The following is a 24,883-nucleotide window of genomic DNA, read 5'->3' on the forward strand; positions in this document are numbered from 1 at the left end:
AGTCCGGGACGGACACGGACGGATCGCACCTCACGCGTGGTGCTGCCGTAGCCTCGATGCCGACGCGGCCGAGCGCTTCGCACAGCGGCACCGACGCCGGCGTCAAGCCGGCCGGGCGTCCGGTGCCGGCACTCGCCGGGCCAACGCGGCCCCTCCGGCGCCCAGTTCGCACCCAACCCGGCCCGAAAGCAGCCGCGCACCGGGCGCCTGCAGCGCGCCTCCACCGCCGTCCGTCGCCGCGATCCCGAGGGGAATCGCGACGACCGCGGCGAGCGTGGCGAGTCGGTGTGCGTAGGCCGTGCGTCCATCCTCGGGGCCCTGCGCCGGCCCCGGACGAGCCGAAGATGAGGGAAGGCTTCTTCAGGCGCGGGGACTTCGCACGGCCGGAAAACCCTACGCGTCCAGCCCGATCGCGAACGCCGCCTCCAGGTCGTGCTGCGAATACGTACGGAACGCGACGTGCGTGTCCGTCGCCTCGACGCCCGGGATCTTGCTGATGCGGCCCGGGATGATGTCCGCCAGGTCCTCGTGCCGGGTCACGCGCACCATCGCGATCAGGTCGTACGTACCGGTGACGGAGTAGACCTCGCTGACGTTCTCCACCGACTTGATCGACTCGGCGATCTCGGGGATGCGGTCCACGCTGGTCTTGATGAGCACGATCGCGGTGATCACGGCTGGCTGTCTCCCTCGGTGGCCGTGGCTTGGGCTTTCACTCTAGCGGCCTGCCGGAAACGCCCCCACGCGTAGAGAAAGCCGATCCCGAAGCCCACCAGATGCGCCAGATACGCCACCCCCGGCCCCGACGACGTGCTCTGCGCCTCCGCCAGCCACTGCAGGGCGAACCAGAAGATCAGCACGATCCATGCGGGGAACCGCAGCGGCAGGAAGAACAGAAAGGGGTAGAGGCTGGTCACCCGGGTTCTCGGGAAGAGGCACAGGAACGCACCCAGTACCCCCGAGATCGCCCCGGACGCCCCCACCAGCGTCTGCGTGGACTCGGCGTTCGCCGCGGCGAACGCGAGGAGGGCCAGATATCCGCAACCGACGTAGAAGAGCGCGAACTGCACATGCCCCATGCGCTCCTCGGCCATCGCGCCGAAGACATAGAGGAACAGCATGTTGCCCAGCAGATGCAGCCAGCTGCCGTGCAGGAACAGCGCGGTCAGCGGGGTGAGCAGGGCTCGTGGGGAGCTGCGCATCAGCTCGTTGGGGATGACGCCCCAGCGTTCGAAGTAGGACATCGTCGACGCGAGCAGCGTGTCCCCGGTCCCGTATGCCGGGTTGAACCCGGAAGTCGGACCGATGAGGAACAGCAGACAGCACAGGCCGATCACGCCGTAGGTCACCACGGGTCCCGTCCGCCGGTCGATCATGCCCAGAGCATGGCGTACCGGGAGCGACGGGGACGGACCGCCTCGCCGTGTCCCGGCCTGCCACGGAGGTCGTAGGGTTACGGGCAGTAGGCACGACGAGACGAGGACGGCATGATGACGACGGTTCCCACACCGACGGCCACCACGCGGTGGCGGTGCACGCTCTGTGGCAATCTCACCCGCTTCGATGTGACCCGCTCGTCCAAGGTCGTCGAGTACGTCCATCTGGACCTGGCAGGAGAACCCACGGTGGAGGAGCGCGAGGTGGTCAGTGAGACCATCGAGTCGGTCCGCTGCCGCTGGTGCAATGCGGTGGATCAGATCGAACTGGTGGACAGGCCGGGTACCGGTTCCTGACGGGAGCCGTCGCGGCGGAGACGGTAGGGGTGACGAATTGTGGAGCAGCCTGACAGCGGCGCAGGACCGGCCGGTGCGGCCGGTGGCGCCGCCGAGGCGCTCGACCGCCCGCTGCCCGAGGGCGTACGGCACCGGGTCGTCGCCCTCGTGTCCGACGCGTTCGGTGGGCTGACCGTCAGCGATCTTCCCACCCAGCTGCGGCAGTACGCCCGGTTCACCCCGTCCCGTCGTGCCAAGTTCGCGGGCAACGCCATGGCCGCCGCCCTCGAGACCGATCCGGTGTTCCGGCAGCGCATCGGCGAGCGGCTGCGCGAGTCGCAGCCGGATCTGGCCGGGGCGCTGGAGTCCGGCGCGCCGCCCGCGGCCGCCGACCCCGTCGACGTGGCAGCGGCCGCCTATGTGCTGCGCCCGGGCGGCTGGGTGAAGCTCGTGGCCGCGGCGGGCGAGGAGGCCCAGCGCGCCGACGCCGAGCGCGTCGACGAGGAGACCCGGCGCGAGCTGGAGCGGCTCCGCGAGGAGGTCGACCGGCTCAGGGTGCAGACCAGGTCCGAGACCGAGCGGCTGCGCACCGAACTGGAGGCCGCCCGAAAGGAAGCCGAATCGCTTCAGCGCAAGCTGCGCAGCGCCCAGAGCGATGTGAAGCGCGGCGAGGCGGCCCTGCGCCGCTCCGCCGCCGAGCACGAGACGGCGAGGGCCGAGGTGCAGGCCCAGTTGTCCGCGGCGGAGAGCGAGACCCGGCGGCTGAAGGCACGGCTCGGCGAGGTGGAGTCGGCGCTCGAGGTGAGCCGCAGGGCCGCCCGCGAGGGCCGCTCGATCGAGGACATGCGGGTCCGGCTGCTGCTCGACACCGTGCTCGACGCGGCCCAGGGGCTGCGCCGCGAACTGGCCCTGCCACCCGCACTGCTGCACCCCGCCGACACCGTCGACGCGGTCGAACCGGGCCGGATGACCCCCAAGGACATCGCGGCGCGAGCGCTCTCCGAGACCGACCCGGCGCTGCTCGACCAGCTGCTCGCCCTGCCCCAGGCGCATCTCGTCGTGGACGGTTACAACGTCACCAAGACCGGCTATCCGACGATGCCGCTGGAGAAGCAGCGGCTGCGGCTGCTCGGCGGACTGGCGATGCTCGCCGCGCAGACGGGCGCCGAGATCACCTGTGTCTTCGACGGGGCGGAGCTGGCCGCACCCGTGCTGCTCGCGCCGCCGCGTGGGGTGCGGGTGCTGTTCTCCAAGCCGGGGGTGACCGCGGACGAGCTCATCCGTCAGCTCGTGCGGGCCGAGCCGCCCGGCCGGCCCGTCGTCGTGGTCTCCACCGACCGCGAAGTCGCCGACGGGGTGGCGAAGGCGGGCGCCAGGCCGGTCGCCTCCGCCATGCTGCTCAAGAGGCTTTCGCGCGTTTAGTGCGCTCATGCGATGAGTGGTCCGTCTCGTAACCACTGGGCCTAATGCCCGATTTAACGGAACGTACGGTCAAGTGGCCGCTACTACGCGTGTGATGAGCGTAAAGAATGTGCTTCGCACGAGAGTTTTTTCTCATGAGGATTTGAACTGATCACAAGAAGGTCACTAGGGTCAGGCCTCGAACCTTCGCGCGGTTGATCGTCCATCCGGGATGACAGCGAAGGAACCGCCGAATTCGCCCAGTTCAGCCCATATCGGGGGAGCTGAGAGGTGCGGAGCCGGGGCATCGCCCCCCACTGCCCGGTAGGCGGCTCGAGGAAGAAGGAGCTCGCCTTCGTGGCGTCCCACCGTCGTCCCAAGCAGCCGAGCCGCACCCGTGTGACCGTGCTCACCGCGACCGCAGCCGCGGCCGTCGCCCTGTCCGCCCAGGGTGCCCAGGCCGCCCCCGCCAAGCCCAGCAAGGATGAGGTCAAGGCGAAGGTCGACGCCCTCTACCACGAGGCGGAGAAGGCCACCGAGGAGTACAACGGGGCCAAGGAGCAGCAGACCGAGCTGCAGAAGCAGGTCGACGCGATCCAGGACAAGGTCGCCCGCGGCCAGGACGAGGTCAACACCCTGCGCGACAGCCTGGGTTCGGTGGCCAGCGCCCAGTACCGCTCCGGCGGTATAGACCCGGCCCTCCAGCTCTTCCTCTCCTCCGACCCGGACACCTACCTCGACAAGGCGTCCGCGATCGACCAGCTCGGCGCCAAGCAGACCGACGCCCTGCAGGACATCCAGGCCAAGCAGCGCACGCTCGCCCAGCAGCGCGCCGAGGCGGCGAAGAAGCTCGCCGACCTCGAGGACGTGCGCAAGACGCTCGGCGAGAAGAAGAAGGCCTTCCAGGGCAAGCTCGCCGAGGCCCAGAAGCTCCTCAACACCCTGACCGCCGCAGAGCGCGCGAAGATGCAGGAGGAGGAGCTCCGCGCCAGCCGTGCCGCCGGCGACCGTGTGAACCTCGGCAACGAGGTGCCGGCCTCCCAGCGCGGCGGCGCGGCCCTCAACGCCGCCGCGACGCAGATCGGCAAGCCGTACGTCTCCGGCGCCGAAGGCCCCAACTCGTACGACTGCTCCGGCCTGACGCAGTGGGCCTACCGCCAGGCGGGCGTGGGCATCTCGCGCACCACCTACACCCAGCAGAACGACGGCGTGAAGATCGGCCGCAGCCAGCTCAAGCCGGGCGACCTGGTCTTCTTCAACGGCCTGTCCCACGTGGGTCTGTACGCGGGCAACAACCAGATCCTGCACGCGCCGAAGCCGGGTGCGTCGGTCCGTTACGAGTCGATGGACTGGATGGGCACGTTCCAGTTCGGCGTCCGGATCTGACCCTGCGTCCGGACCGGGTCCGGACCGCGTCCGGGATGCGCATCTGACGCCCAATCGGGCGAATTGCCGCACCATCCGCTGACGGTACGCCCCGCCGGTGACCTTGAGGTCTCCTGCGGGGCGTCACTGTTCGTGCTCCGTACGGCTCTTGGCCGCCCCGTAGTCGCACGGCTACTCTCTGCCGCGCAATGGCCGACTGGCCGTTGTGTCCAGCGGAAGGGAGTACGGCTCCTGTGGCGTCCCATCGCCGACCCACCCCGTCATCCGGGATCCCCGGTTTCCAGCGAGGTGCCCGGGTCACCCTCCTGTCGGCCGCGGCGGCCTCCACGGCGGCCGCGCTCGGCGCGGCACCGGCCGGGGCCGAACCGCGTGACACCCCCGGCACTGCACGGGCCGAGGTCGACCGGCTGTACGAAGAGGCCGAGAAGGCAACGGAGCAGTACAACAAGGCCGACGAGCGGGCGGACCGGCTGCGCGAGGAGGTGGCCGCGGCTCGGGACAGCGCGGCACGCGGGCAGGAGGTCATCAACCGGAAGCGGGGAGCGCTCGGTTCGGTGGCGGGAGCCCAGTACCGCTCCGGCGGCGTGGACCCCGCCCTGGTGCTGCTCCTGTCCGAGGACCCGGACACGTATCTCGAGAAGGCCGAGCTCCTCGACCGGCTCAGCGAACGCCAGGCGGACGCCCTGCGCGACCTCCGGCGCGCCCAGCGCACCATGGCCCAGCAGCGCGCGGAGGCCACCCGCAAGCTCGCCGAGTTGGAGAGCTCCCGCTTCGCCGTCGCCCGGCACAAGCGGACCGTCGAGGGGAAGCTGACCGCGGCGCAGCGCCTGCTGAACACGCTTCCCGCCGACGAGCGCGAGGCCTACACCCGCGCTTCCCGCTCCGGCCGCAACGGCGCACTGCCCGACCTGTCGGGCGGCCTCGGCCCCTCGTCGCCGCGGGCCGCAGCCGCGTTCATGGCCGCGCGGAGCGTGGTCGGCAAGCCCTACATCTGGGGTGCCAACGGGCCGGGCGCCTTCGACTGCTCCGGGCTCACCCAGTGGGCGTACGCGCAGGCGGGCGTCGGGCTGCCGCGCACCTCCCAGGCGCAGCGGTACGCCGGCCGGCAGGTGCCCCTGTCCGAGGCCAGGCCGGGCGACCTCGTGACGTACCGCTCCGACGCCAGCCACGTCGGGATGTACGTCGGCAACGGGCAGGTCGTGCACGCGCCCTACCCCGGGGCCTCGGTCCGCTACGACCCCGTGGGGATGATGCCGATCGCCGCGGTGACCCGTCCCTGACGATGTGACCGTACGATCGGCAGGGTGGCTGGTCAGGGAAGAGTCCGGAAGGCGGCCTGCGGTTTCGTGGCCGCGGGACTGCTCGCCCTGTCCGGCTGCGCCGCCGGGCAGGCCCCGCAGGACACCACGCGCCAGGAGATCCAGCGCACGCTCGACGCCCGGGCGGCGGCGGTGCTGGATCACGACGCGGGGGCGTTCCGGACATCCGGCGCGGGCGGGGCGGCCGGGCGCGAGGAGTTCGAGAACCTCGCGGACGTGCCGCTGCGGTCGTGGGAGTACCGGCTGGCCGAGGTGCGCCGCACCGGTGACCGGGCCACCGCCGACGCCCAGCTCAGGTACCGCATCGACGGCTACGACACCGCGCCCGTGACCACCGCCCGCACCCTGGAGCTGGCCGAGCGCGACGGCCGCTGGTACGTCACCGACGACCGCCCCGGCCGTGACGGCGCCCAGCAGCTCTGGCAGCAGGGCGACGTCGGCGTCGTGCGCGGCGAGCACAGCCTGGTCCTCGGCGTCGGCCAGGACCGCGCCCGGCTGCGGCAGATCGCCTCGGACGCCGACCGTGCCGTGCCCGCGGTCTCGGCCGCCTGGCCGGGGCGGTGGGCGGGCCGGGTGGTCGTCCTCGTCCCGGACTCGCTGGACGCGATGGGCAGGCTGCTCGGCGCACCCGCCGCGGGGTACCGGGGGATCGCGGCGGTCACCACGGGCGAGACCGGGGGCAGTGGGGCGGCTCCGGCGGACCGCGTGATCGTGAACCCCGAAGCGTACGGAGCACTGGGCGGGTTCGGCCGCCGGTTCGTGCTCACCCATGAGACGACCCACGTCGCCACCCGCGCGCACACCTCAGCGGCCACCCCGATGTGGCTCTCCGAGGGCTTCGCCGACTGGGTCGCCCACCGCGGCACGGGCCGCACCGCCGGCCAGACGGCCCCCGAACTCCAGCGTGCCGTACGCGCGGGCGACGTGCCCCGAGGCCTCCCGGCCGACGAGGACTTCCGCTTCGGCACGGGGGCGGACGCGCTCGCCCGCGCCTACGAGGGCGGCTGGCTGGCGTGCGAACTGATCGCCGAGCGGTGGGGTGCGGACGTCCTGACCGACTTCTACCGTGCGGTGGGCGCGCAGCCGCGCGACGAGGGCGCCGTGGACCAGGCCCTACGGAAGGTCCTGGGCACGAACCCGGAGGCGTTCACGCGGGCGTGGCGCGACTACGTACGAGCGCGACTGCGGTGAGCCCCGGGGCTCGGCCCCGGACCCCGGTTCCGGGGGCTCCGCCCCAGGCTTGAGGATGCGACCGGAGCCGGTGGGTGGGCCAGGGCGCCCGTGTGGGCCCGGGCGTCCGTCCTCAAGCGCCGGACGGGCTGGAAGCGGGCCCGGTACCGCTGGGTGAGCTGCTTCGGAGCCTCACCGGCGACTGAGGAGCGGGGGTCCGGGGCGGAGCGCCCGAGGGGGCTGGGGCGGAGCCCCGAAGCCCACCCTTGCCGGGTTCCCGGGTACGCCAGGCCGCAGCCATCCACACCGCACATCTGCTCGGCGCGGGGCAGGACGAGCGACGGGCCCTCGGCCGTCAGGCGCTCCTCGTCTCCGGGGCCGTGGGGACGACCGCCGCCGTGCTCCTGCTCGGCACCGCCCCTTGGATCGTGCGGGCCTTCGGCAGGGACCCCGGTGTGGCCGACCCCGGAGCGCTGTTCCTCCGCTGCCTCGGCCCGTATCCCGTCCTCCTCGCCTGCTTCATCGCGCTCGGCGGAGTCTTCGAGGGCAGCGGAGGCAGCCCGCTGGTCGCACGCATCACCGTGGCCGGATCCGTCGTCCGTCTTCCCCTCGCGTACGGGCTGTCCGGCCTCGGGCTGCCCGGCATCTGCCTCGCGATGGCCCTCGCGATGGGGGTGCAGCAGGCGGCACCGGCCCGGCTGTTCCGGCGGACTGCCCCCGTCCGCCGGCGCAGTCAGGACCCGAGGAGCGCCCTGTCGGGATCCGGCTGAGGGGACCGGGTGCGCCGGTGGTGCCCGCGTCCCGGCACCGTACTCGTCCACAGCCGCCGGCAGGCCAGCAGCGTCGCCGCGACCAGCAGCCCGTTGCGCAGGACGAGCAGGGTGATGCCGAGCGGATCGCTCGCCACCACGTTCGCGAAATGGATGGGGAACTCGAGGTACGTGACGCCGGTGGCGACCAGCACCAGGCACGCGGGCAGCGTCATCCGGCTCGACCGGAACGCGAGACACACGGCGGCCAGACCGACCAGCCAGATCATGTACTGAGGGCTGATCACCCGGCTCGTGGTGGTGAACAGCAGCACCGCCGCGAACGCCGCGTCCGCAGGCGTGCTCGCCGTGAACTCCCGGGCCCGCAGCCGCCAGACCAGGAGCCAGCCCAGCCCGAGCAGCGACAGCGCCAGCGCGATCGAGCTGACCAGCGGGACGTACGGGCCGAGGAACTCGACCGAGCCGTAGTTCAGCAGCACCTGCCCGTCCCACCCCTTGTGCCGGGCCAGATGGAAGACCAGTGCCCCCAGGGACTCGATCTCGGTGCCCCGGTCCCGCTGGAAGGTGAGAAACGCCAGTGCCCCCGGCATGGCCGCGGTGAACAGCACCAGCAGAGCGGCCGCCGTCACCACCGCGGCACCCGACGATCGGCGGGTGGCGCGGCCGCGCCACACCCCGGCCAGCAGCAGCACCGGCCACACCTTCAGCATCGCGCCGAACCCGGCCAGCGCGCCGGCCAGCCTCGGGCGGCGGGCGAGCGCGAGCAGGGCGGCCACCGCGACGGCGGTCACCATCAGGTCGTAGCGGGCGTACGCGGTGGGGCCGAGCAGCGGCACACCCGCGACCCAGACCCAGACGCCCTTCAGGGACTTGCCGGGCCGCCTCCCCGCGTACAGGAGCAGCCCGAGCACCACGGCGTCGCAGATGAGGGAGAGAACGAAGAAGGCCTCGACATAGCTCAGGAAGGGGAGCAGGGCGGGGGCGAGGATCGCGAGCGCGGCCGCCGGCGGGTACTGCCAGGTGACGTCGTTCCTCGGGTACGTGCCGGTCCTCAGCACCTCGTACCAGCCCTGGTAGATCCCGCTGACATCGCTGGTCACATCGGGGCCGGCGACGTAGAGGACCTTCAGGACCCAGAGCAGCAGCACGATCCTGGTGAGAATCCACACCGCGACGGGGAGAGCGGAGCGGGCCGCGCCCTTCATGACCACCTCATGCCGATTCGTACCCTTCAGAGCTCTCGTGGTGCCAGTACGACCGCACACCGACGAAGAGGCATGGCCGCCATTGGTACTGTCGGCGGCGATGGACAAGACCCTGATCGTGACCAACGACTTCCCGCCGCGGCCCGGCGGCATCCAGGCGTTCCTCCACAACATAGCGCTGCGCCTGGACCCCGAGCAGCTCGTCGTCTACGCCTCCACATGGAAGCGCAGCCGCGAGGGCATCGAGGCGACGGCCGATTTCGACGCCGAGCAGCCCTTCACGGTCGTCAGGGACCGCACGACCATGCTGCTGCCGACACCGCGCGTCACCCGGCGCGCGGTGGGCCTGCTGCGGGAGCACGGCTGTACGTCGGTGTGGTTCGGCGCCGCGGCGCCGCTCGGGCTGATGGCGCCCGCCCTGCGCAGGGCGGGTGCCCGGCGGCTCGTCGCCACGACGCACGGGCACGAGGCGGGGTGGGCGCAGCTGCCCGCGTCCCGGCAGCTGCTGCGCCGGATCGGCGAGGGCACGGACACGGTCACGTATCTCGGCGAGTACACCCGCTCACGGATCGCCGCGGCGCTGACGCCCGAGGCGGCGGGGCGGATGGTGCAGCTGCCGCCCGGCGTCGACGAGAAGACCTTCTACCCGGGCTCGGGCGGCGACGCCGTGCGCGAGCGGCTGGGGCTCGCCGACCGCCCGGTGGTCGTCTGCGTCTCCCGGCTCGTGCCCCGCAAGGGCCAGGACACACTGATCCGGGCCATGCCCGCGATCCTGGCGAAGGTGCCGGACGCGGTGCTGCTGATCGTCGGCGGCGGCCCGTACGAGAGCGACCTGCGAAGGCTCGCGCAGACGACGGGCGTGGCCGCGTCCGTGCGCTTCACGGGCGCCGTCCCCTGGGAGGAGCTGCCCGCGCACTACGGCGCCGGTGACGTCTTCGCCATGCCGTGCCGTACGCGGCGGGGCGGCCTGGACGTCGAAGGGCTCGGCATCGTCTACCTGGAGGCCTCGGCGACCGGCCTCCCGGTCGTCGCGGGCGACTCGGGCGGCGCGCCGGACGCCGTCCTCGACGGTGAGACGGGCTGGGTGGTCCGCGGTGAGGTTCCCGAGGACTCCGCGGACCGCATCGTGACCCTGCTCCAGGACCCGGAACTGCGCCGGCGCATGGGCGAGCGCGGTCGGGAGTGGGTCGAGGAGAAGTGGCGCTGGGACCTCCTGGCGGACACGCTCAAGACGCTGCTGTAGGGCGTGCACGGGGGCGGAGGCGCCTGTGGCGGGCTCTGCCACCTCCCGGCCCCTTCCCGAACCGGGGCAAGCCCCCGGCCCCCATCCGGGGCGGAGCCCCGGATCCCCCACACCCTGCGGGCATGGGGGGCGCTTCACACGCTGACGGCGCTGACTCGGCCTGTCCGGTGGGTTCGAGGACGGGCGCCCCGCCCGCGCCTGGCGGAAACGGCACTCTTGCCGACCGCCAAAAAATCACGCGCGGAGCACATAGGCGGAACCCCAAAATCCGCCCATGCTGCGCGCATGACACCAAATCTGACGCGCCGTCACCTCCTGGGTCTCGGCGCCCTCCAGACCGCCGCCGCCCTGGGCCTCACCCGCATCGGCCCAGCGCACGCTGCCGCACCGGCCCGATCGGCCGGAACCGACCACACCCCCGCCCTCGTCATCGGCTCCGGCTACGGCGCCGCCGTCACCGCCCTCCGCCTCGGCGAGGCCGGCATCCGCACCCTCGTCCTCGAAATGGGCCGCCTCTGGGGCACCGACACCCCCGGCCCCGACGGCAAGGTCTTCTGCGCCACCGGCGCCCCCGACCGGCGCTCCATGTGGTTCCGCACCCGCACCGAGGCGCCGCTCGCCCAGTTCCTGTGGCTGGACGTCGTCAACAAGGACATCAGCCCGTACCCCGGAGTCCTCGACCGCGTCCGCTTCGCCGACATGTCCGTGTACGTGGGGCGCGGCGTCGGCGGCGGATCCCTCGTCAACGGCGGCATGGCGGTCACCCCGCAGCCCGCCTACTTCGCCGAGATGCTGCCGTCCGTCGACGCCACCGCCATGTACGGCACGTACTTCCCCCGCGCCCGCCGGATGCTGGGCGTCAACACCGTCGACCCGGCCTGGTTCGAGGCCACCGAGTGGTACCGCTTCACCCGGATCTCCCGCAAGCACGCCGCCAACGCCGGCCTGAGGACCACCTTCGTACCCAACGTGTACGACTTCGGGCACATGGAGCGCGAAGCCGCCGGACAGGCCGTCAGGTCCGCCCTCGCCGGGGAGGTCATCTACGGCAACAACCACGGCAAGCGCAGCCTCGACAAGACCTATCTCGCCGCCGCACTCGGCACCGGGAACGTCACCGTCGAGACCCTGCACCGGGCCCGCGCGCTCCGCAGACAGCCCGACGGGACGTACGTCGTCACCGCCGACCGGATCGACCTGGCCGGCAACGTCGTCGCCACCCGCGAGATCGGCTGCGACCGGCTCTTCCTCGGTGCGGGCAGCCTCGGCACCACCGAACTGCTGCTGCGCGCCCGGGAGACGGGAGCGCTGCCCGACCTCAGCGACCAGGTCGGCACCGGCTGGGGCACCAACGGCAACGTCATGACGGCCCGCGCCAACCATGTGTGGGACACCGTCGGCGCCCACCAGTCGACCATGCCCGTCATGGGCATCGACGACTGGTCCAACGCCGCCAACCCCGTCTTCGCCGAGATCGCCCCGCTGCCGATGGGCTTCGAGCACTGGATCAGCCTCTACCTGGCGATCACGAGGAACCCCGAGCGCGGCACCTTCTCGTACGACGCCGCCACCGACTCCGCGAGGCTCGACTGGACGCGGGCACAGAGTCAGGTCTCCGTCGCCGCGGCGAAGAAGCTCTTCGACCGCATCAACCTGAAGAACGCCACGATCTACCGGTACGACCTCTTCGGCGGCAACAAGACCTTCGCCGACGACTTCACGTACCACCCGCTCGGCGGCTGCGTCCTGGGCCGGGCCACCGACGACTACGGGCGCGTCAGGGGCGCCCCGGGCGTGTACGTCACCGATGGAGCCCTCGTCCCGGGCTCCATCGGTGTCAATCCGTTCGTCACCATCACCGCGCTCGCCGAGCGCAACATCGAGCGAGTCCTGACCGAGGACTTCGTCCCGTGAGCCACGTCCGGTGCGTGTACTACGCCCGGTAGATCGCCTCGATCTCGTCGGCGAAGTCCTTCGCCACCACATTCCGCTTCAGCTTCAGCGACGGCGTGATGTGGCCGGACTCTTCCGTGAACTGGGAGGTGAGGATGCGGAATTTCCGCACCGATTCCGCCTTGGAAACCGCGGCATTGCCCTCGTCCACCGCCCGCTGGACCTCCGCCAGCAGGTCCGCGTCCTCGCGCAGCGACGCCGCCGTCGAACCGGCCGGCTTGCCGTGGTCGGCGGCCCAGCGGGCCAGGAACTCGTCGTCGATCGTGACCAGCGCGCCCACGAACGGCCGCCCGTCACCCACGACCATGCACTCGGCGACCAGTGCATGCGCCCGGATCCGGTCCTCGATGACCGCGGGGGCGACGTTCTTGCCGCCCGCCGTCACCAGGATCTCCTTCTTCCGGCCCGTGATCGCGAGGTAGCCGTCCTCGTCGAGCGTGCCGATGTCACCGGTGTGGAACCAGCCGTCGGCCAGCGCCTCGGCCGTCGCGGCCTCGTTGTTCCAGTAGCCCGTGAAGATGTGCTCGCCGTGCAGCAGCACCTCGCCGTCGTCGGCGATCCGCACCACCGAGCCCGGCAGCGGCTGCCCGACCGTACCGATCTTCTGCCGGTCCCACGGGTTGAACGCGGTGGCCGCGCACGACTCCGTGAGGCCGTAACCCTCCAGCACCGTGAAGCCGATGCCGCGGAAGAAGTGACCGAGCCGTTCGCCCAGCGGGGCACCGCCGGAGACCGCGAACTCACCGCGTCCGCCCAGCACGGCACGCAGCTTGCTGTAGACGAGACGGTCGAAGACCTTGTGCTTGAGCTTCAGCCCGAGCGGCGCACCCTCCGGGGTACCGATGGCGCGGCTGTATGCGATCGCCGTGTTCGCGGCCTTGTCGAAGATCTTGCCCTTGCCGTCCGCCTGGGCCTTCGCCCGCGCCGAGTTGTAGACCTTCTCGAAGACGCGCGGCACACCGAGGATCAGGGTGGGCCGGAAGGAGGCCAGTTCATCGGTGAGGTTCTTGATGTCCGGGACGCAACCGAGCCTGATCGGCGCCATCACGGACGCGATCTCGACCATCCGGCCGAAGACATGCGCGGCCGGGAGGAAGAGCAGCACCGAGCTCTCGCCCGTGCGGAACAGCGGCTTCAGGCGCTCGACCAGGTTGCCGCACTCCGCGAAGAACGCACGGTGCGTGAGCACACAGCCCTTGGGGCGGCCGGTCGTGCCCGACGTGTAGACGATCGTCGCCGGGTCGTCGGCCTTGGCGACCGCGCTGCGCTCGTCGACCGTCTCGTCGGAGACCTCGGTTCCGGCCGCGGTCAGCTGCTCGAGCGCGCCCTTCTCGATCTGCCAGACCTGCCGGAGGGCCGGCAGCCCGTCCCGTACGGACTCGACGGCGGCGGCGTGCGCGTCGCCCTCGACGATCACCGCGACCGCGCCGGAGTCGCCGAGGATCCACTGCACCTGCTCGGCGGAGCTGGTCTCGTAGACCGGCACGGTGACCGCGCCGGCGCTCCAGATCGCGAAGTCCAGCAGCACCCACTCGTAGCGGGTGCGGGACATCAGGCCGACCCGGTCACCCGGTCGCACCCCGGCCGCGATCAGCCCCTTGGCGGCGGCCCGCACTTCGGACAGGAACCGGGTGGCGGTCACGTCCGTCCAGACGCCCGCGACCTTTCTGCCCATCACTGCCACATCCGGATGCTGCGTGGCATTGCGGCGGATGAGATCCGTCAGATTGCCGTCCGTGGGGACCTCGTAAAGGGCCGGAAGGCTGAACTCGCGCAAGACTGCTGCTCCTCATCGGGCGCCGGCGCCACGGCTCTGTGTGAACGCACCGGGGACTGCCCGGACGTTACCTATCAGTACTCGGTTCCGGATAGGGGGTCCCGGCCAGATGTTCTCTGCGTCACACCTGTGTGTCGCTGCACCGCGCACCCTATTCCACTCGCCGGACGACGCGGAAGTAACCGCAGGTCCGGACCCCTCTACCCACTGGCCGTCGACGACTCTAGGGTGATCGACATGCGAGTTCATGTGGTCAGCGACGTACACGGGAACACCAGGGACCTGGCCAGGGCCGGCGACGGCGCCGACGCCCTGGTCTGCCTCGGTGACCTGGTGCTCTTCCTCGACTACGCCGACCACTCGCGCGGTATCTTCCCCGATCTCTTCGGCGTCGAGAACGCCGACCGGATCGTGGAGCTGCGCACCGCCCGCCGCTACGACGAGGCCCGCGCCTTCGGGCAGCGGCTGTGGGCGGGACTGGACCGGGACGCCGCGATCGTCTCCGCCGTGCGCAAGCAGTATGCCGAGATGTTCGCCGCTTTCCCCACGCCGACCTACGCCACCTACGGCAATGTCGACATTCCGTCCCTCTGGCCCGAGTACGCGCGCCCCGGCACCACCGTTCTCGACGGTGAGCGCATCGAGCTGGACGGACGGGTCTTCGGCTTCGTCGGCGGCGGACTGCGCAGTCCGATGCGCACGCCCTACGAGATCTCCGACGAGGAGTACGCCGCCAAGGTCGAGGCGCTCGGCGAGGTCGACGTGCTGTGCTCGCACATCCCGCCCGACGTACCGGAACTGACGTACGACACCGTCGCCCGCCGCTTCGAGCGCGGCAGCCGCGCCCTGCTCGACGCCATCCGGCTCACCCGGCCTCGGTACGCCCTCTTCGGGCACGTCCACCAGCCGCTCGCCCGGCGCATGCGGATCGGCTCGACCGAGTGCGTGAACGTCGGGCACTTCGCGGCGACGGGCAGGCCGTGGGCCCTGGAATGGTGACGGGTCCGGTCGCGATAGATTGCACAGCGCAAGCCTCCGGAGCGCAGAAGAGGAGCCACGGCGATGGCGGAACACACCAGCTCGAGCATCACCATCGACGCGGCGCCCGCCGACGTGATGGGGGTCATCTCCGACTTCGCGCGCTACCCGGAGTGGACCGGCGAGGTGCAGGAGACCGAGGTCCTGGAGAAGGACGACCAGGGGCGTGCGGTGCAGGTCCGACTGGTGCTCGACGCCGGTGCGATCAAGGACGACCACACGCTCGCCTACACCTGGACGGGTGAGAACCAGGTCTCCTGGACGCTGGTGAAGTCGCAGATGCTGCGCGCCCTGGACGGCTCCTACACGCTGGCGCCGCTCGCCGGCGGTGAGCGCACGGAGGTCACGTACCAGCTCACCGTCGACGTCAAGATCCCCATGCTCGGGATGATCAAGCGCAAGGCGGAGAAGGTCATCATCGACCGCGCCCTCGCCGGGCTGAAGAAGCGCGTCGAGTCCGGCGCCGGACCGAAGGTCTGACTCCTTCCCCGATGCGCACCCTCCTTGTCACCGGGCCCGGAGGCTCGGGCCGTACGACGGTCGCCGCGGCGACCGCGCTCGCTTCGGCGCGGAGCGGGAAGCGGACCCTGCTGCTCTCGGGCGAGGCCGACGGCGCCCTCGGAATCGCCGTGGGGACCGAGCCGGAGCGGGTGACCGGCGACCTGTGGGCCGTGCGGGTCGACTCCGGCGCGCACTTCCGCGGCGAACTCCTCGCCTTCCAGGAGCGCAGCACCGCCGCGCTCGACCTGCTGGGCGCGCACAGGCTGGAGGACGAGGAGCTGACGGAGCTCCCCGGCAGCGAGCAGTTCGCGATGCTGCGGGCCCTGCGCGACGCCGCGGCCGGCGACTGGGACGTCCTCGTCGTCGACATGCCCCCGGTCCTCGGCACACTCGGCCTGATCGCCCTCCCCGAACAGCTCCGCCGCTATCTGCGCCGCCTCCTCCCGCCCGAGCGGCAGGCCGCGCGCGCCCTGCGGCCCGTGCTGGCCCAGCTCGCGGGGGTGCCCATGCCCGCACAGTGGCTGTACGAGATGGCGGCGCGCTGGGAACGGGAGCTCTCCGCCGTACAGGAGCTGTTCGAGGACCGGAACACGATGGTCCGGCTCGTCGCCGAGCCGGGACCCGCGGGCGAGGACGCGCTGCGCACCGCCCGGCTCGGCCTCGCGCTGTACGGGACGGCCGTCGACGCGCTCGTGGCGAACCGGGTCCTGCCGCCGAAGTCCCCCGACCCCTGGCTCGCGGGGCTCCAGGCGCAGCAGGACAAGGTGCTGCGGCGGTGGTACGAGGAGTGGGAGCCGGCGTGCCCGGTCCGCGAGGTGCAGCACCTGGGCCGGGACCCGCGGGGACGCGACGACCTGACCGTACTGGGCGGGCCTTTGGAGCCCGGTACGTCTTCGGAGCCCTCGGAGGCCTGGGACCAGCCCTCGGGGCCGGGGCGGCAGGAGCCGTGGGGCAGCATCGAGGGCCCGGCCGGCGACGACGGCATTCTCCTCTGGCGGCTGGCTCTGCCCGGGGCCGTGAAGGAGGAGCTGGACCTGGTCCGCCGCGGCGACGAACTCCTCCTCACCGTGGGCCCGTTCCGGCGGATCGTTCCGCTCCCCTCCGTGCTGCGCCGCTGCACCGTCTCCGGTGCGGGGCTCGTGGACGGGGTGCTGGGGATCCGGTTCACGCCGGACCCCGCCCTCTGGCCCCGGGGACGCTGAACCGGCACGCCCCGTTCGGGTACCGTCGGCAGTACGAAGTCACGTTCTCCAGGAGTGCGTCATGAGCGATGCCACCGAACGTCCCGCCGTCGATGCCGACGCCTGGGCCGAGGCGTGTGCCGAGGACCTGGAGGCCGAGCGGGCCCGCCGCCGCCAGCGGTACGGGTCGCAGCCCGGCTCCGCGGCCGAGGAGCTGCGCAAGCTGATGGACGCGGTCGCCGACAAGATGTCCTCGCTGCAGAACCCGCTGTTCGGCATGGCCGCGCAGGGGACCGTGCAGCAGCTCATCAGCCAGGCCAAGGCGGCCGTCGAGCCGGTCATCGAGCGCAACCCGCAGGTCTTCGACCACCTCGCGGCAGCGGGCAACGAGCTGCTGGCCGCGTACCGCTCGGCCGTCGAGGGCCAGGAGCGGCGCTGGACCCGCGGAGAGCCCACGGCCCGCGAGGCGCGCGACGGCCGAGAGGGCCCCGACGGACGCGACGAGGGTCCGAGCGAGAAGATCGACCTGGACTGAGGCCGTGACTCCCTCGGGTACGGTTGGCCTTAGCGGGGCTCGACCGAAAACTGAGGGACACATGGGACTCACCATCGGCGTCGACATCGGCGGCACCAAGATCGCGGCCGGCGTGGTCGACGAAGCGGGCACCATTCTCGAGACGCACACGGTGCCCACTCCGCCGACCGCCGAGGCCATCGTGGATGCGATCTGCGCGGCCGTCACCGGAGCCGGTAAGGGGCACGACATCGAAGCTGTCGGCATCGGCGCCGCCGGCTACGTCGACGAGAAGCGCTCCACCGTCCTCTTCGCGCCCAACATCGACTGGCGGCACGAACCGCTGAAGGACAAGGTCGAACAGCGCGTCGGCCTTCCCGTCGTCGTGGAGAACGACGCGAACGCGGCGGCGTGGGGGGAGTACCGCTTCGGCGCGGGCCAGGGCCACGAGGACGTCATCTGCATCACGCTCGGCACCGGCCTGGGCGGCGGCATCATCATCGGCAACAAGCTCCGGCGTGGACGCTTCGGCGTGGCCGCCGAGTTCGGGCACATCCGGGTCGTCCCCGACGGTCTGCTGTGCGGCTGCGGCAGCCAGGGCTGCTGGGAGCAGTACGCATCGGGCCGCGCCCTCGTCCGGTACGCCCGCCAGCGCGCGATGGCGACCCCGGAGAACGCGGAGATCCTTCTCGGCCTCGGCGACGGCACCCCCGCCGGCATCGAGGGCAAGCACGTCAGCGCCGCCGCCCGGCAGGGCGACAAGGTCGCCATCGACTCCTTCCGCGAGCTGGCCCGCTGGGCGGGCGCGGGCCTGGCCGACCTCGCGTCGCTCTTCGACCCGTCCGCGTTCATCGTGGGCGGCGGGGTCTCGGACGAGGGCGAGCTCGTCCTCGACCCCATCCGCACGTCCTTCCGCCGCTGGCTGATCGGCGGTCAGTGGCGCCCCCACGCCCAGGTCCTCGCCGCTCAGCTCGGCAACAAGGCGGGCCTCGTCGGCGCGGCAGACCTGGCCCGGCAGGGCTGACGCCCTGCCGCACCCCGTGCCGGGCTTGGGGGCCTGCTCCGTAGCGCCCGGTGGACCGGGGTGTCCGTCCTCCCACGCCGGACGGGCTCACCACGAGCCCGTCCGGCGATCGAGGACGAGGGGGTCCGGGGCGGAGCCTCAGCACGCCCTCGGCACGCCACCTCGGCATGCGGTGCCACCGCACGCGGCGCGCCCGGTCCGCGCGGCCGGGGCGCGGAGGGCGCGCCCCGCTATCTTGAACCGCATGGCGACGCCCGCGACGCACCCGCTGCCCAACTCCCGCACCGAACCCGACGGTTCGGCCGTCATCCGCGTGCTCAGCTACAACATCCGCTCCCTGCGCGACGACGAGGACGCACTCGCGCGCGTGATCCGCGCCTGCAGGCCGGACGTCGTCTTCGTCCAGGAAGCCCCTCGCTTCTTCCGGTGGCGCAAGCATGCGGCGCGGCTCGCCGCCAGGAGCGAGCTGGTCGTGCTGAGCGGCGGCGCGACCGCCGCAGGGCCGCTGCTGCTGTGCTCGCTGCGGGCGACCGTGGAGCACACCGAGGACGTACTGCTGCCGCTCACGCCCGGTCTGCACCGCCGTGGCTTCGCGACGGCCGTCGTACGCATCGGGGGCGCCAGGATCGGGTTGCTCAGCTGTCATCTGAGCCTGCAGAGCGACGAGCGCCACGCCCAGGCCGGCATGCTGCTCGACCGCGTCGAGGCCATGGACGTGCCGCACGCGATCGTCGCGGGCGACATCAACGAGCGGCCGACGGGCCGGAGCTTCCGGCGGCTCGCGGCCGAGCTGCAGGACTGCTGGACGGCCGGCCCCTGGGGCGGCGAGTACACCTCGACGGCCACCGACCCGCACCAGCGCATCGACGCGATCTTCGTGACCAAGGGCGTCGAGGTCTTCGGCTGCGGGGTGCCGCTCGGCCTTCCGGGCCTGATGGACGCGGACCTGAAGGCGGCCACGGACCACCTTCCGGTCCTGGCCGCGCTCCGGATCCCCGCGTCAGGCTGACCGAACGCCCCGCCGGACGACCGCCCCGTCGGACGACTGCTCCGCGCTAGACGACCGCGCCGCGCCCCGGATCGTCGTCGTCCTCGTCGTCGCCGTGCGACATCCGGGCCACCAGCGTGGCGAAGCCACCGAGGAAGCCGCCGACGCCGAGCGTGGTGAGCCACCACGTCATGTCCCACTGGAGGAGCACGGCGAGCAGCAGCAGCACCGGGCCGCCGATCACCGCGAGCCAGGCGAACTTCGCGGTCGTGTCGGCCTCCGGCAGCGGCGGCGGCTCCGGCGGCACGAAATGGCCCTCGTCCGTCTCCTCGAGGTCGTCGTCGCTCGCTTCGGCGACCTCGTAGTCCCGCGGGCCGCCACCGCCCACGCCGACACCGGGGGCGAAGACGATCGAGCTGCCCAGCGGCCGGTCCGGCCCGGGGCGCCGGTCGTCCTCGTCCTCGTCGTCGTCCCCGTCCCCGGCCTGCGGCGACGCGGCGTCGTTCTTCACCAGCTTGTTCAGGCCCGCCAGGTCCTCGACCGACTTGAACGGCCTGGCCCCCGGCGGGTCGGCCGGCTCATCGCCGTACGCCGCGACGATCGCAGCCCAAGCAGCCTCCTCGTCGATCGGCTGTGGGTCCCGGTCCCTGTCGTCCCGGTCCGCGTCGTGCTGCTCAGCCACCGGACGTGCTTCCCTTCTTCGCGACACTCGGAGCGAGGCGGCCGATGAACGCGTAACTCTCCTCGAAAATCCGCTCCGCGTCGTGGTCCAACGTCGCCACGTGGTAGCTCTGTTCCAGCAGGATCTCCCGGACGTCCGTCGACGAGACGCGGCTGAGGATCCGGGCCGAGTCGGCGGGCGGGACCACATGGTCCTGCGGGCTGTGCAGGAGCAGCAGCGGCTGGGTGACCTGCGGGAGCTCGCCGTCGACGAGCCGGAAGAAATTCCGCACCGAGTTCGCGGCGTGCAGTGGCACCCGGTCGTAGCCGACCTCGTCGGCGCCTTCCTTGGCGATGTCGTTGACGAGACCCTTCGTCGAGGGGACGAAGTGGCGGGCGACCGGAAGGGCGTACGCCGTGAGGCCGTGCACCTTGTTCGCCGGGTTGACGAGGACGACGCCCTGCACGGCGTCGCCGTGCTTGGCGGCGAGGCGCAGCGTGAGCGCACCGCCCATGGAGAGCCCGAAGACGAACACCTGGCTGCACCGCTCCTGCAGCGTCCGCAGCTCCCTGTCCACCTCCGCGTACCAGTCCTGCCAGCCGGTCAGCTGCATGTCCTGCCAGCGGGTGCCGTGGCCGGGCAGCAGCGGCAGCGACACGGTCAGACCGCGCTGGGCCAGATACTCCGCCCAGGGACGCAGCGACTGCGGGGAACCGGTGAATCCATGACAGAGAAGGACGCCGATCTCGCCGCCCTCGTGGCGGTACGGCTCGGCTCCAGGAAGGACCGGCACCGGGGTCTCCTGTTCGTGAGGATCGGAAGTGCGGAAAGGAAGTGCTCGGAAGGTGCCTTCACCGTACGCGACCGGACTGACACCGACCAGGGCCGACGGTGCACCGGCTCGGCCCTTGATGCGCACCGGCCGTGGCACCGGGGGAGGGAGGGCAGGACCCGCACGGGTTAAGGTCTTTCCGACGGACACAGGGAAGGCACTCGAGTTGATCTACGGCGCAATGAAGTTCTCCATCGGAGGGTCACTGAAGCTCGCCTTCAGGCCCTGGGTGGAGGGCCTCGAGAACATTCCCGCCGAGGGGCCGGCGATCCTCGCGAGCAACCACCTGTCGTTCTCGGACTCCTTCTTCCTGCCCGCGATCCTGGACCGCAAGGTCACCTTCATCGCCAAGGCCGAGTACTTCACCTCGCCCGGAGTGAAGGGCAAGCTCACGGCCGCCTTCTTCAAGGGTGTGGGGCAGCTTCCGGTGGACCGCTCGGGCGCCCGCGGCGCCGGCGAGGCCGCCATCAGGAGCGGTATCGAGGTCATCGAGCGCGGTGAACTGTTCGGTATCTATCCGGAGGGCACCCGGTCGCCCGACGGCCGGCTCTACCGCGGCAAGCCGGGCGGCCTCGCGCGCGTGGCGCTCGCGACGGGCGCGCCCGTGATACCGGTGGCGATGATCGACACCGAGAAGATCCAGCCGCCCGGCAAGGTCATCCCCAAGCTGATGCGCCCGGGGATCCGGATCGGCAAGCCGCTCGACTTCAGCCGCTACCGCGGCATGGAGCACGACCGCTTCATCCTGCGCTCGGTGACCGACGAGGTCATGTACGAGATCATGAAGCTGTCCGGGCAGGAGTACGTGGACGTCTACGCGACGGCGGCCAAGCGCCAGATCGCCGATGCGGAGAAGGCGGCCAGGCAGGCCGCCAAGGACGCGGCCGGGGAAGCGGCGAGGAAGACGGAGCACGGCGCCCAGTAGCGCCGCCCGTCGGGGCAGTACGGGGTGGGGGGAAGATGGCCAAGCGCGAGCGTGTCGTGCGCATGTCGGTCGAGCTGCCGCTGTGGCGTGCGCTGACCGCCTACCGCGTGCTGACGATGGGCTACGCGGTCCTGCTCTGTGCCTTCGGGTGGGACAGGTTCGAACGCCTCTGGGTGGCCGTCGCCTTCCTCGCGTTCCTGGCCGTCTGGACCCTGGCCACGCTCCCCAAGGTGGCGAACGCGGCCAGCTGCACGAAGCGCTTCCTCGTCGCCGACCTCACCGTCGCCCTCGTCGGCATTCTCCTCACGCCCCTCGCCGACGCCCACGCCCAGCAGATGGACGGCACGACCCTTCCGTCGATATGGACCGCGGGCTCGGTCCTCGCGTACGCGATCAAGGGCGGCTGGCGCTGGGCGGGCTTCGCGTCGTCCCTCGTTGCCGTCGCCAACATCATCGAGCGCGGCGAGCCCAGCCGGGACACCTTCCACAACGTCCTGCTGGTCTGGGTCGCCTCCATCGCCATCGGCTACGTCGTCGAGGTCGCCCGCGCCTCAGAGCGCACCCTGGCCCGAGCCCTGGAGATCGAGGCGGCCACCCGGGAGCGTGAGCGGCTGGCCCGCGACATCCACGACGGAGTGCTGCAGGTGCTGGCGATGGTGCAGCGCCGCGGCACCGCACTCGGCGGCGAGGCCGCGGATCTGGGCAGGATGGCGGGCGAACAGGAGGTCGCCCTGCGCACCCTGGTCGCCGGCGGTCTGGTGCCCGCCTCGCGCGTCTCCGAGGACGAGACGCAGGGCGCGGTCGTACGGATCGTGGACGAACCGGATGAACCGGATGAACCGGCCGTCGCCGCTCCGTGCGATCTGCGCACGCTGCTCGCGCCGCACGCCGGGTCGCGGGTCACCCTGTCCGAGCCGGGCGCCCCGGTGCTGCTTGCGCCGCAGGCGGCGAAGGAGCTCGCGGCGGCTGTCGGTGCGGCCCTGGACAATGTCCGGCGACATGCCGGTGACGAGGCGCGGGCGTGGATCCTGGTCGAGGACTGGCCGGACGAGGTGATCGTGACGGTGCGGGACGACGGACCCGGTATCCCGGAGGGGCGGCTCGCCCAGGCCGAGGGGGAGGGGCGGCTCGGTGTCGCGCTCTCGATCCGCGGCCGGCTGCGGGACATCGGGGGCACGGCCGAGCTGATCTCGGTCCCGGGCCAGGGCACGGAAGTCGAGTTGAAGGTTCCACGGGGGAGGCGGGCGGATAGATGAGCGAGCGGCCGATCAAGGTGATGGTGGTCGACGACCACCCGATGTGGCGGGACGCCGTCGCGCGCGACCTCGCCGAGTCCGGCTTCGACGTGGTCGCCACGGCGGGCGACGGCGAGCAGGCGGTGCGCCGCGCCCGGGCCGCCGGGCCGGATGTGCTCGTCCTCGACCTCAACCTGCCCGCCAAGCCAGGCGTTCAGGTGTGCAAGGAGCTGGTCGGGGCCAACCCGGCGCTGCGGGTCCTGGTGCTCTCGGCGAGCGGCGAGCACGCCGACGTGCTGGAGGCGGTGAAGTCGGGAGCGACCGGCTATCTGCTGAAGTCGGCCAGCACCGAGGAGCTCATCGAGGCCGTGCGGCGGACCGCCGTCGGCGACCCGGTGTTCACGCCCGGCCTGGCCGGGCTGGTCCTCGGGGAGTACCGCCGACTGGCCACCGACCCCGCGCCGTCCGCCGGACCCGACGAGCCGAAGGCCCCGCAGCTCACCGAGCGGGAGACGGAGGTGCTGCGGCTCGTCGCCAAAGGGCTCTCGTACAAGCAGATCGCCGAGCGTCTCGTCATCTCGCACCGCACCGTGCAGAACCATGTGCAGAACACGCTCGGCAAACTCCAGCTGCACAACCGCGTGGAGCTCGTGCGGTACGCGATAGAGCGCGGCCTCGACGACGCCTGACCCGGCACCCGCTCCACTCGTTGGAGTGAATCGCCGGAGGCCAACAGACGCTCGCCGTACCGGAATTCACCTTTCGTACCGTGCCGGAGTGACCTGGGTCACTACTAGCGTGGCTTCCCTATGCCATCACCGACGGCGAAGGGAACTTCCATGCGGGTCGGAGTACTGACCGGGGGCGGCGACTGCCCCGGGCTCAATGCGGTCATCCGCGGCATCGTCCGCAAGGGTGTCCAGGAGTACGGATATGAGTTCACCGGCTTCCGGGACGGCTGGCGCGGGCCGCTCGAGGGCGACATCGTGCAGCTGGACATTCCCGCCGTCCGCGGCATCCTGCCCCGCGGCGGCACCATCCTGGGCTCCTCGCGCACCAACCCCCTCAAGCAGGAGGACGGCATCCGCCGCATCAAGGAGAACCTCGCCAAGCACGACGTGGAGGCGCTGATCGCGATCGGCGGCGAGGACACCCTCGGTGTCGCGGCCCGCCTCGCCGACGAATACGGCGTCAACTGCGTGGGCGTGCCGAAGACCATCGACAACGACCTGTCCGCCACGGACTACACCTTCGGCTTCGACACCGCCGTCGGCATCGCGACCGAGGCGATCGACCGGCTGCACACCACCGCCGAGTCCCACATGCGCGTCCTCGTCGTCGAGGTGATGGGCCGTCACGCAGGCTGGATCGCCCTGCACTCGGGCCTGGCGGGCGGGGCGAACGTCATCCTCATCCCGGAGCAGCGCTTCGACGTGGACCAGGTGTGCGCCTGGGTCACCTCGCGGTTCCGCGCCTCGTACGCGCCGATCGTCGTCGTCGCGGAGGGCGCGATGCCCAAGGACGGCGACGCGGTGCTGAAGGACGGATCGCTCGACTCCTTCGGCCATGTGCGGCTCTCCGGCGTCGGCGAGTGGCTGGCAAAGGAGATCGAGAGGCGCACCGGCAAGGAGGCGAGGACGACGGTCCTCGGCCACGTCCAGCGCGGCGGCACGCCCAGCGCCTTCGACCGCTGGCTGGCCACGCGCTTCGGCCTCCACGCGATCGACGCAGTGCGGGACGGCGACTACGGGAAGATGGTCGCGCTGCGCGGCACGGACATCGTGCGCGTGCCGATCGCCGAGGCGACGTCCAAGCTGAAGACCGTGGACCCGTCGCTGTACGAGGAGGTCGGCGTCTTCTTCGGCTGACGCCGGGGGCCTGCGCGGCGCGCCTGCGGCGGGCTCCTTCGGAGCCCGTCCTCCGGCGATTGAGGGACGGACACTCGGGCCGCCCGGACGGTACTGGGCATGTCCCCGGGGGCTGGGGCTGGGGCTGGGGCTGAGGCTGGGGGCGGGGCTCGCCCCCAGTCCGGGAAGGGGCAGGGCGGG

23 protein-coding genes and 1 pseudogene are annotated in these 24,883 nt (G+C 71.7%); 18 read left to right on the forward strand and 6 right to left on the reverse strand.

Annotated elements, in window-relative coordinates; all coding sequences use genetic code 11:
* Positions 1 to 393 precede the first annotated feature (393 nt).
* A complete protein-coding gene (locus ACWCP0_RS04570; protein ID WP_351228275.1) occupies positions 394 to 675 on the reverse strand; it encodes an Lrp/AsnC family transcriptional regulator in 282 nt (93 codons plus the stop codon).
* A complete protein-coding gene (locus ACWCP0_RS04575; protein ID WP_451077396.1) occupies positions 672 to 1,376 on the reverse strand; it encodes a rhomboid family intramembrane serine protease in 705 nt (234 codons plus the stop codon). Before ACWCP0_RS04575 ends, ACWCP0_RS04570 begins: the two co-directional genes overlap by 4 nt.
* Positions 1,377 to 1,490: 114 nt before the next feature.
* Here ACWCP0_RS04575 and ACWCP0_RS04580 point away from each other — a divergent pair, with 114 nt between their 5' ends.
* The 6 genes and pseudogenes from ACWCP0_RS04580 to ACWCP0_RS04605 form a co-directional block, all read left to right on the forward strand.
* The gene (locus ACWCP0_RS04580) at positions 1,491 to 1,733 is read left to right on the forward strand and encodes a hypothetical protein (RefSeq protein WP_351228480.1); all 243 of its coding nucleotides are present in this window, start codon (positions 1,491 to 1,493) and stop codon (positions 1,731 to 1,733) included.
* A 39-nt stretch (positions 1,734 to 1,772) separates the two neighbouring features.
* A complete protein-coding gene (locus ACWCP0_RS04585; protein WP_451077397.1) occupies positions 1,773 to 3,134 on the forward strand; it encodes an NYN domain-containing protein in 1,362 nt (453 codons plus the stop codon).
* Positions 3,135 to 3,470: 336 nt separating this feature from the next.
* Complete coding sequence (locus ACWCP0_RS04590; RefSeq protein ID WP_451077398.1) at positions 3,471 to 4,499, forward strand: NlpC/P60 family protein; 1,029 nt, start codon at positions 3,471 to 3,473, stop codon at positions 4,497 to 4,499.
* A gap of 233 nt (positions 4,500 to 4,732) precedes the next feature.
* Positions 4,733 to 5,779 (forward strand): NlpC/P60 family protein, encoded by a 1,047-nt coding sequence (locus tag ACWCP0_RS04595; RefSeq protein ID WP_451077399.1) that lies wholly within the window; start codon positions 4,733 to 4,735, stop codon positions 5,777 to 5,779.
* Positions 5,780 to 5,803: 24 nt separating this feature from the next.
* Complete coding sequence (locus ACWCP0_RS04600; protein ID WP_451077400.1) at positions 5,804 to 7,009, forward strand: hypothetical protein; 1,206 nt, start codon at positions 5,804 to 5,806, stop codon at positions 7,007 to 7,009.
* 260 nt (positions 7,010 to 7,269) lie between these two features.
* A pseudogene (locus tag ACWCP0_RS04605) lies at positions 7,270 to 7,758 on the forward strand (MATE family efflux transporter); the annotation flags it as partial.
* On the opposite strand, the gene ACWCP0_RS04610 reads toward ACWCP0_RS04605, so the two are convergent.
* The gene (locus tag ACWCP0_RS04610; RefSeq protein WP_451077401.1) at positions 7,722 to 8,963 is read right to left on the reverse strand and encodes a glycosyltransferase 87 family protein; all 1,242 of its coding nucleotides are present in this window, start codon (positions 8,961 to 8,963) and stop codon (positions 7,722 to 7,724) included. The pseudogene ACWCP0_RS04605 and the gene ACWCP0_RS04610 sit on opposite strands and share 37 nt — an antisense overlap.
* A 100-nt stretch (positions 8,964 to 9,063) precedes the next feature.
* Here ACWCP0_RS04610 and ACWCP0_RS04615 point away from each other — a divergent pair, with 100 nt between their 5' ends.
* Together ACWCP0_RS04615 and ACWCP0_RS04620 are read left to right on the forward strand one after the other, a co-directional pair.
* Positions 9,064 to 10,206, forward strand: a complete 1,143-nt coding sequence (locus ACWCP0_RS04615) for a glycosyltransferase family 4 protein (RefSeq protein WP_451077402.1) — start codon at positions 9,064 to 9,066, stop codon at positions 10,204 to 10,206.
* Positions 10,207 to 10,491: 285 nt separating this feature from the next.
* Positions 10,492 to 12,120 carry a GMC oxidoreductase gene (locus tag ACWCP0_RS04620; protein WP_451077403.1) on the forward strand — a complete coding sequence of 543 codons (1,629 nt, stop codon included), beginning with the start codon at positions 10,492 to 10,494 and terminating at the stop codon, positions 12,118 to 12,120.
* 19 nt (positions 12,121 to 12,139) lie between these two features.
* Here ACWCP0_RS04620 and ACWCP0_RS04625 read toward each other — a convergent pair whose 3' ends face one another.
* Positions 12,140 to 13,936, reverse strand: a complete 1,797-nt coding sequence (locus ACWCP0_RS04625; RefSeq protein ID WP_451077404.1) for an AMP-dependent synthetase/ligase — start codon at positions 13,934 to 13,936, stop codon at positions 12,140 to 12,142.
* Positions 13,937 to 14,173: 237 nt separating this feature from the next.
* Between ACWCP0_RS04625 and ACWCP0_RS04630 the strand changes: the two genes are divergently transcribed.
* The 6 genes from ACWCP0_RS04630 to ACWCP0_RS04655 all read left to right on the forward strand — a co-directional run bounded on the left by ACWCP0_RS04630 (position 14,174) and on the right by ACWCP0_RS04655 (position 19,203).
* Positions 14,174 to 14,935 carry a metallophosphoesterase family protein gene (locus tag ACWCP0_RS04630; protein WP_451077405.1) on the forward strand — a complete coding sequence of 254 codons (762 nt, stop codon included), beginning with the start codon at positions 14,174 to 14,176 and terminating at the stop codon, positions 14,933 to 14,935.
* Positions 14,936 to 14,998: 63 nt separating this feature from the next.
* Entirely contained in the window at positions 14,999 to 15,454 is a 456-nt protein-coding gene (locus tag ACWCP0_RS04635; RefSeq protein WP_351228299.1) for an SRPBCC family protein, read from the forward strand.
* An 11-nt stretch (positions 15,455 to 15,465) separates the two neighbouring features.
* On the forward strand, positions 15,466 to 16,677 hold the full coding sequence (locus ACWCP0_RS04640; protein ID WP_451077406.1) for an ArsA family ATPase: 1,212 nt from the start codon (positions 15,466 to 15,468) through the stop codon (positions 16,675 to 16,677).
* A 61-nt stretch (positions 16,678 to 16,738) separates the two neighbouring features.
* A complete protein-coding gene (locus ACWCP0_RS04645; protein WP_451077407.1) occupies positions 16,739 to 17,191 on the forward strand; it encodes a DUF5304 domain-containing protein in 453 nt (150 codons plus the stop codon).
* 61 nt (positions 17,192 to 17,252) lie between these two features.
* Positions 17,253 to 18,194 carry an ROK family glucokinase gene (locus ACWCP0_RS04650; protein ID WP_451077408.1) on the forward strand — a complete coding sequence of 314 codons (942 nt, stop codon included), beginning with the start codon at positions 17,253 to 17,255 and terminating at the stop codon, positions 18,192 to 18,194.
* 244 nt (positions 18,195 to 18,438) lie between these two features.
* Positions 18,439 to 19,203 (forward strand): endonuclease/exonuclease/phosphatase family protein, encoded by a 765-nt coding sequence (locus ACWCP0_RS04655; RefSeq protein ID WP_451077409.1) that lies wholly within the window; start codon positions 18,439 to 18,441, stop codon positions 19,201 to 19,203.
* A 46-nt stretch (positions 19,204 to 19,249) separates the two neighbouring features.
* On the opposite strand, the gene ACWCP0_RS04660 is transcribed toward ACWCP0_RS04655, so the two are convergent.
* The gene (locus tag ACWCP0_RS04660; protein WP_451077410.1) at positions 19,250 to 19,864 is read right to left on the reverse strand and encodes a hypothetical protein; all 615 of its coding nucleotides are present in this window, start codon (positions 19,862 to 19,864) and stop codon (positions 19,250 to 19,252) included.
* On the reverse strand, positions 19,857 to 20,636 hold the full coding sequence (locus ACWCP0_RS04665; protein ID WP_451077411.1) for an alpha/beta hydrolase: 780 nt from the start codon (positions 20,634 to 20,636) through the stop codon (positions 19,857 to 19,859). Before ACWCP0_RS04665 ends, ACWCP0_RS04660 begins: the two co-directional genes overlap by 8 nt.
* A 220-nt stretch (positions 20,637 to 20,856) precedes the next feature.
* Between ACWCP0_RS04665 and ACWCP0_RS04670 the strand changes: the two genes are divergently transcribed.
* The 4 genes from ACWCP0_RS04670 to ACWCP0_RS04685 all read left to right on the forward strand — a co-directional run bounded on the left by ACWCP0_RS04670 (position 20,857) and on the right by ACWCP0_RS04685 (position 24,703).
* Entirely contained in the window at positions 20,857 to 21,600 is a 744-nt protein-coding gene (locus ACWCP0_RS04670; RefSeq protein ID WP_451077738.1) for a lysophospholipid acyltransferase family protein, read from the forward strand.
* 35 nt (positions 21,601 to 21,635) lie between these two features.
* The gene (gene macS / locus ACWCP0_RS04675) at positions 21,636 to 22,856 is read left to right on the forward strand and encodes a MacS family sensor histidine kinase (protein ID WP_451077412.1); all 1,221 of its coding nucleotides are present in this window, start codon (positions 21,636 to 21,638) and stop codon (positions 22,854 to 22,856) included.
* On the forward strand, positions 22,853 to 23,524 hold the full coding sequence (locus ACWCP0_RS04680; protein WP_451077413.1) for a response regulator: 672 nt from the start codon (positions 22,853 to 22,855) through the stop codon (positions 23,522 to 23,524). The genes macS and ACWCP0_RS04680 overlap by 4 nt, the downstream gene beginning before the upstream one ends.
* A gap of 150 nt (positions 23,525 to 23,674) precedes the next feature.
* The gene (locus ACWCP0_RS04685; protein WP_451077414.1) at positions 23,675 to 24,703 is read left to right on the forward strand and encodes a 6-phosphofructokinase; all 1,029 of its coding nucleotides are present in this window, start codon (positions 23,675 to 23,677) and stop codon (positions 24,701 to 24,703) included.
* Positions 24,704 to 24,883 lie beyond the last annotated feature (180 nt).

This window comes from Streptomyces sp. NPDC001970 (assembly GCF_053594115.1).

Bases quoted from the DNA above. Each gene is read 5' to 3' on its own strand.
- ACWCP0_RS04670 (WP_451077738.1), top strand. From the start codon at position 20,857: ATGAAGTTCTCCATCGGAGGGTCACTGAAGCTCGCCTTCAGGCCCTGG.
- ACWCP0_RS04630 (WP_451077405.1), top strand. From the start codon at position 14,174: ATGCGAGTTCATGTGGTCAGCGACGTACACGGGAACACCAGGGACCTG.
- ACWCP0_RS04655 (WP_451077409.1), top strand. From the start codon at position 18,439: ATGGCGACGCCCGCGACGCACCCGCTGCCCAACTCCCGCACCGAACCC.
- ACWCP0_RS04635 (WP_351228299.1), top strand. From the start codon at position 14,999: ATGGCGGAACACACCAGCTCGAGCATCACCATCGACGCGGCGCCCGCC.
- ACWCP0_RS04580 (WP_351228480.1), top strand. From the start codon at position 1,491: ATGACGACGGTTCCCACACCGACGGCCACCACGCGGTGGCGGTGCACG.
- ACWCP0_RS04680 (WP_451077413.1), top strand. From the start codon at position 22,853: ATGAGCGAGCGGCCGATCAAGGTGATGGTGGTCGACGACCACCCGATG.
- ACWCP0_RS04610 (WP_451077401.1), bottom strand. From the start codon at position 8,963: ATGAAGGGCGCGGCCCGCTCCGCTCTCCCCGTCGCGGTGTGGATTCTC.
- ACWCP0_RS04685 (WP_451077414.1), top strand. From the start codon at position 23,675: ATGCGGGTCGGAGTACTGACCGGGGGCGGCGACTGCCCCGGGCTCAAT.
- ACWCP0_RS04615 (WP_451077402.1), top strand. From the start codon at position 9,064: ATGGACAAGACCCTGATCGTGACCAACGACTTCCCGCCGCGGCCCGGC.
- ACWCP0_RS04650 (WP_451077408.1), top strand. From the start codon at position 17,253: ATGGGACTCACCATCGGCGTCGACATCGGCGGCACCAAGATCGCGGCC.
- ACWCP0_RS04645 (WP_451077407.1), top strand. From the start codon at position 16,739: ATGAGCGATGCCACCGAACGTCCCGCCGTCGATGCCGACGCCTGGGCC.
- macS (WP_451077412.1), top strand. From the start codon at position 21,636: ATGGCCAAGCGCGAGCGTGTCGTGCGCATGTCGGTCGAGCTGCCGCTG.
- ACWCP0_RS04575 (WP_451077396.1), bottom strand. From the start codon at position 1,376: ATGATCGACCGGCGGACGGGACCCGTGGTGACCTACGGCGTGATCGGC.
- ACWCP0_RS04620 (WP_451077403.1), top strand. From the start codon at position 10,492: ATGACACCAAATCTGACGCGCCGTCACCTCCTGGGTCTCGGCGCCCTC.
- ACWCP0_RS04640 (WP_451077406.1), top strand. From the start codon at position 15,466: ATGCGCACCCTCCTTGTCACCGGGCCCGGAGGCTCGGGCCGTACGACG.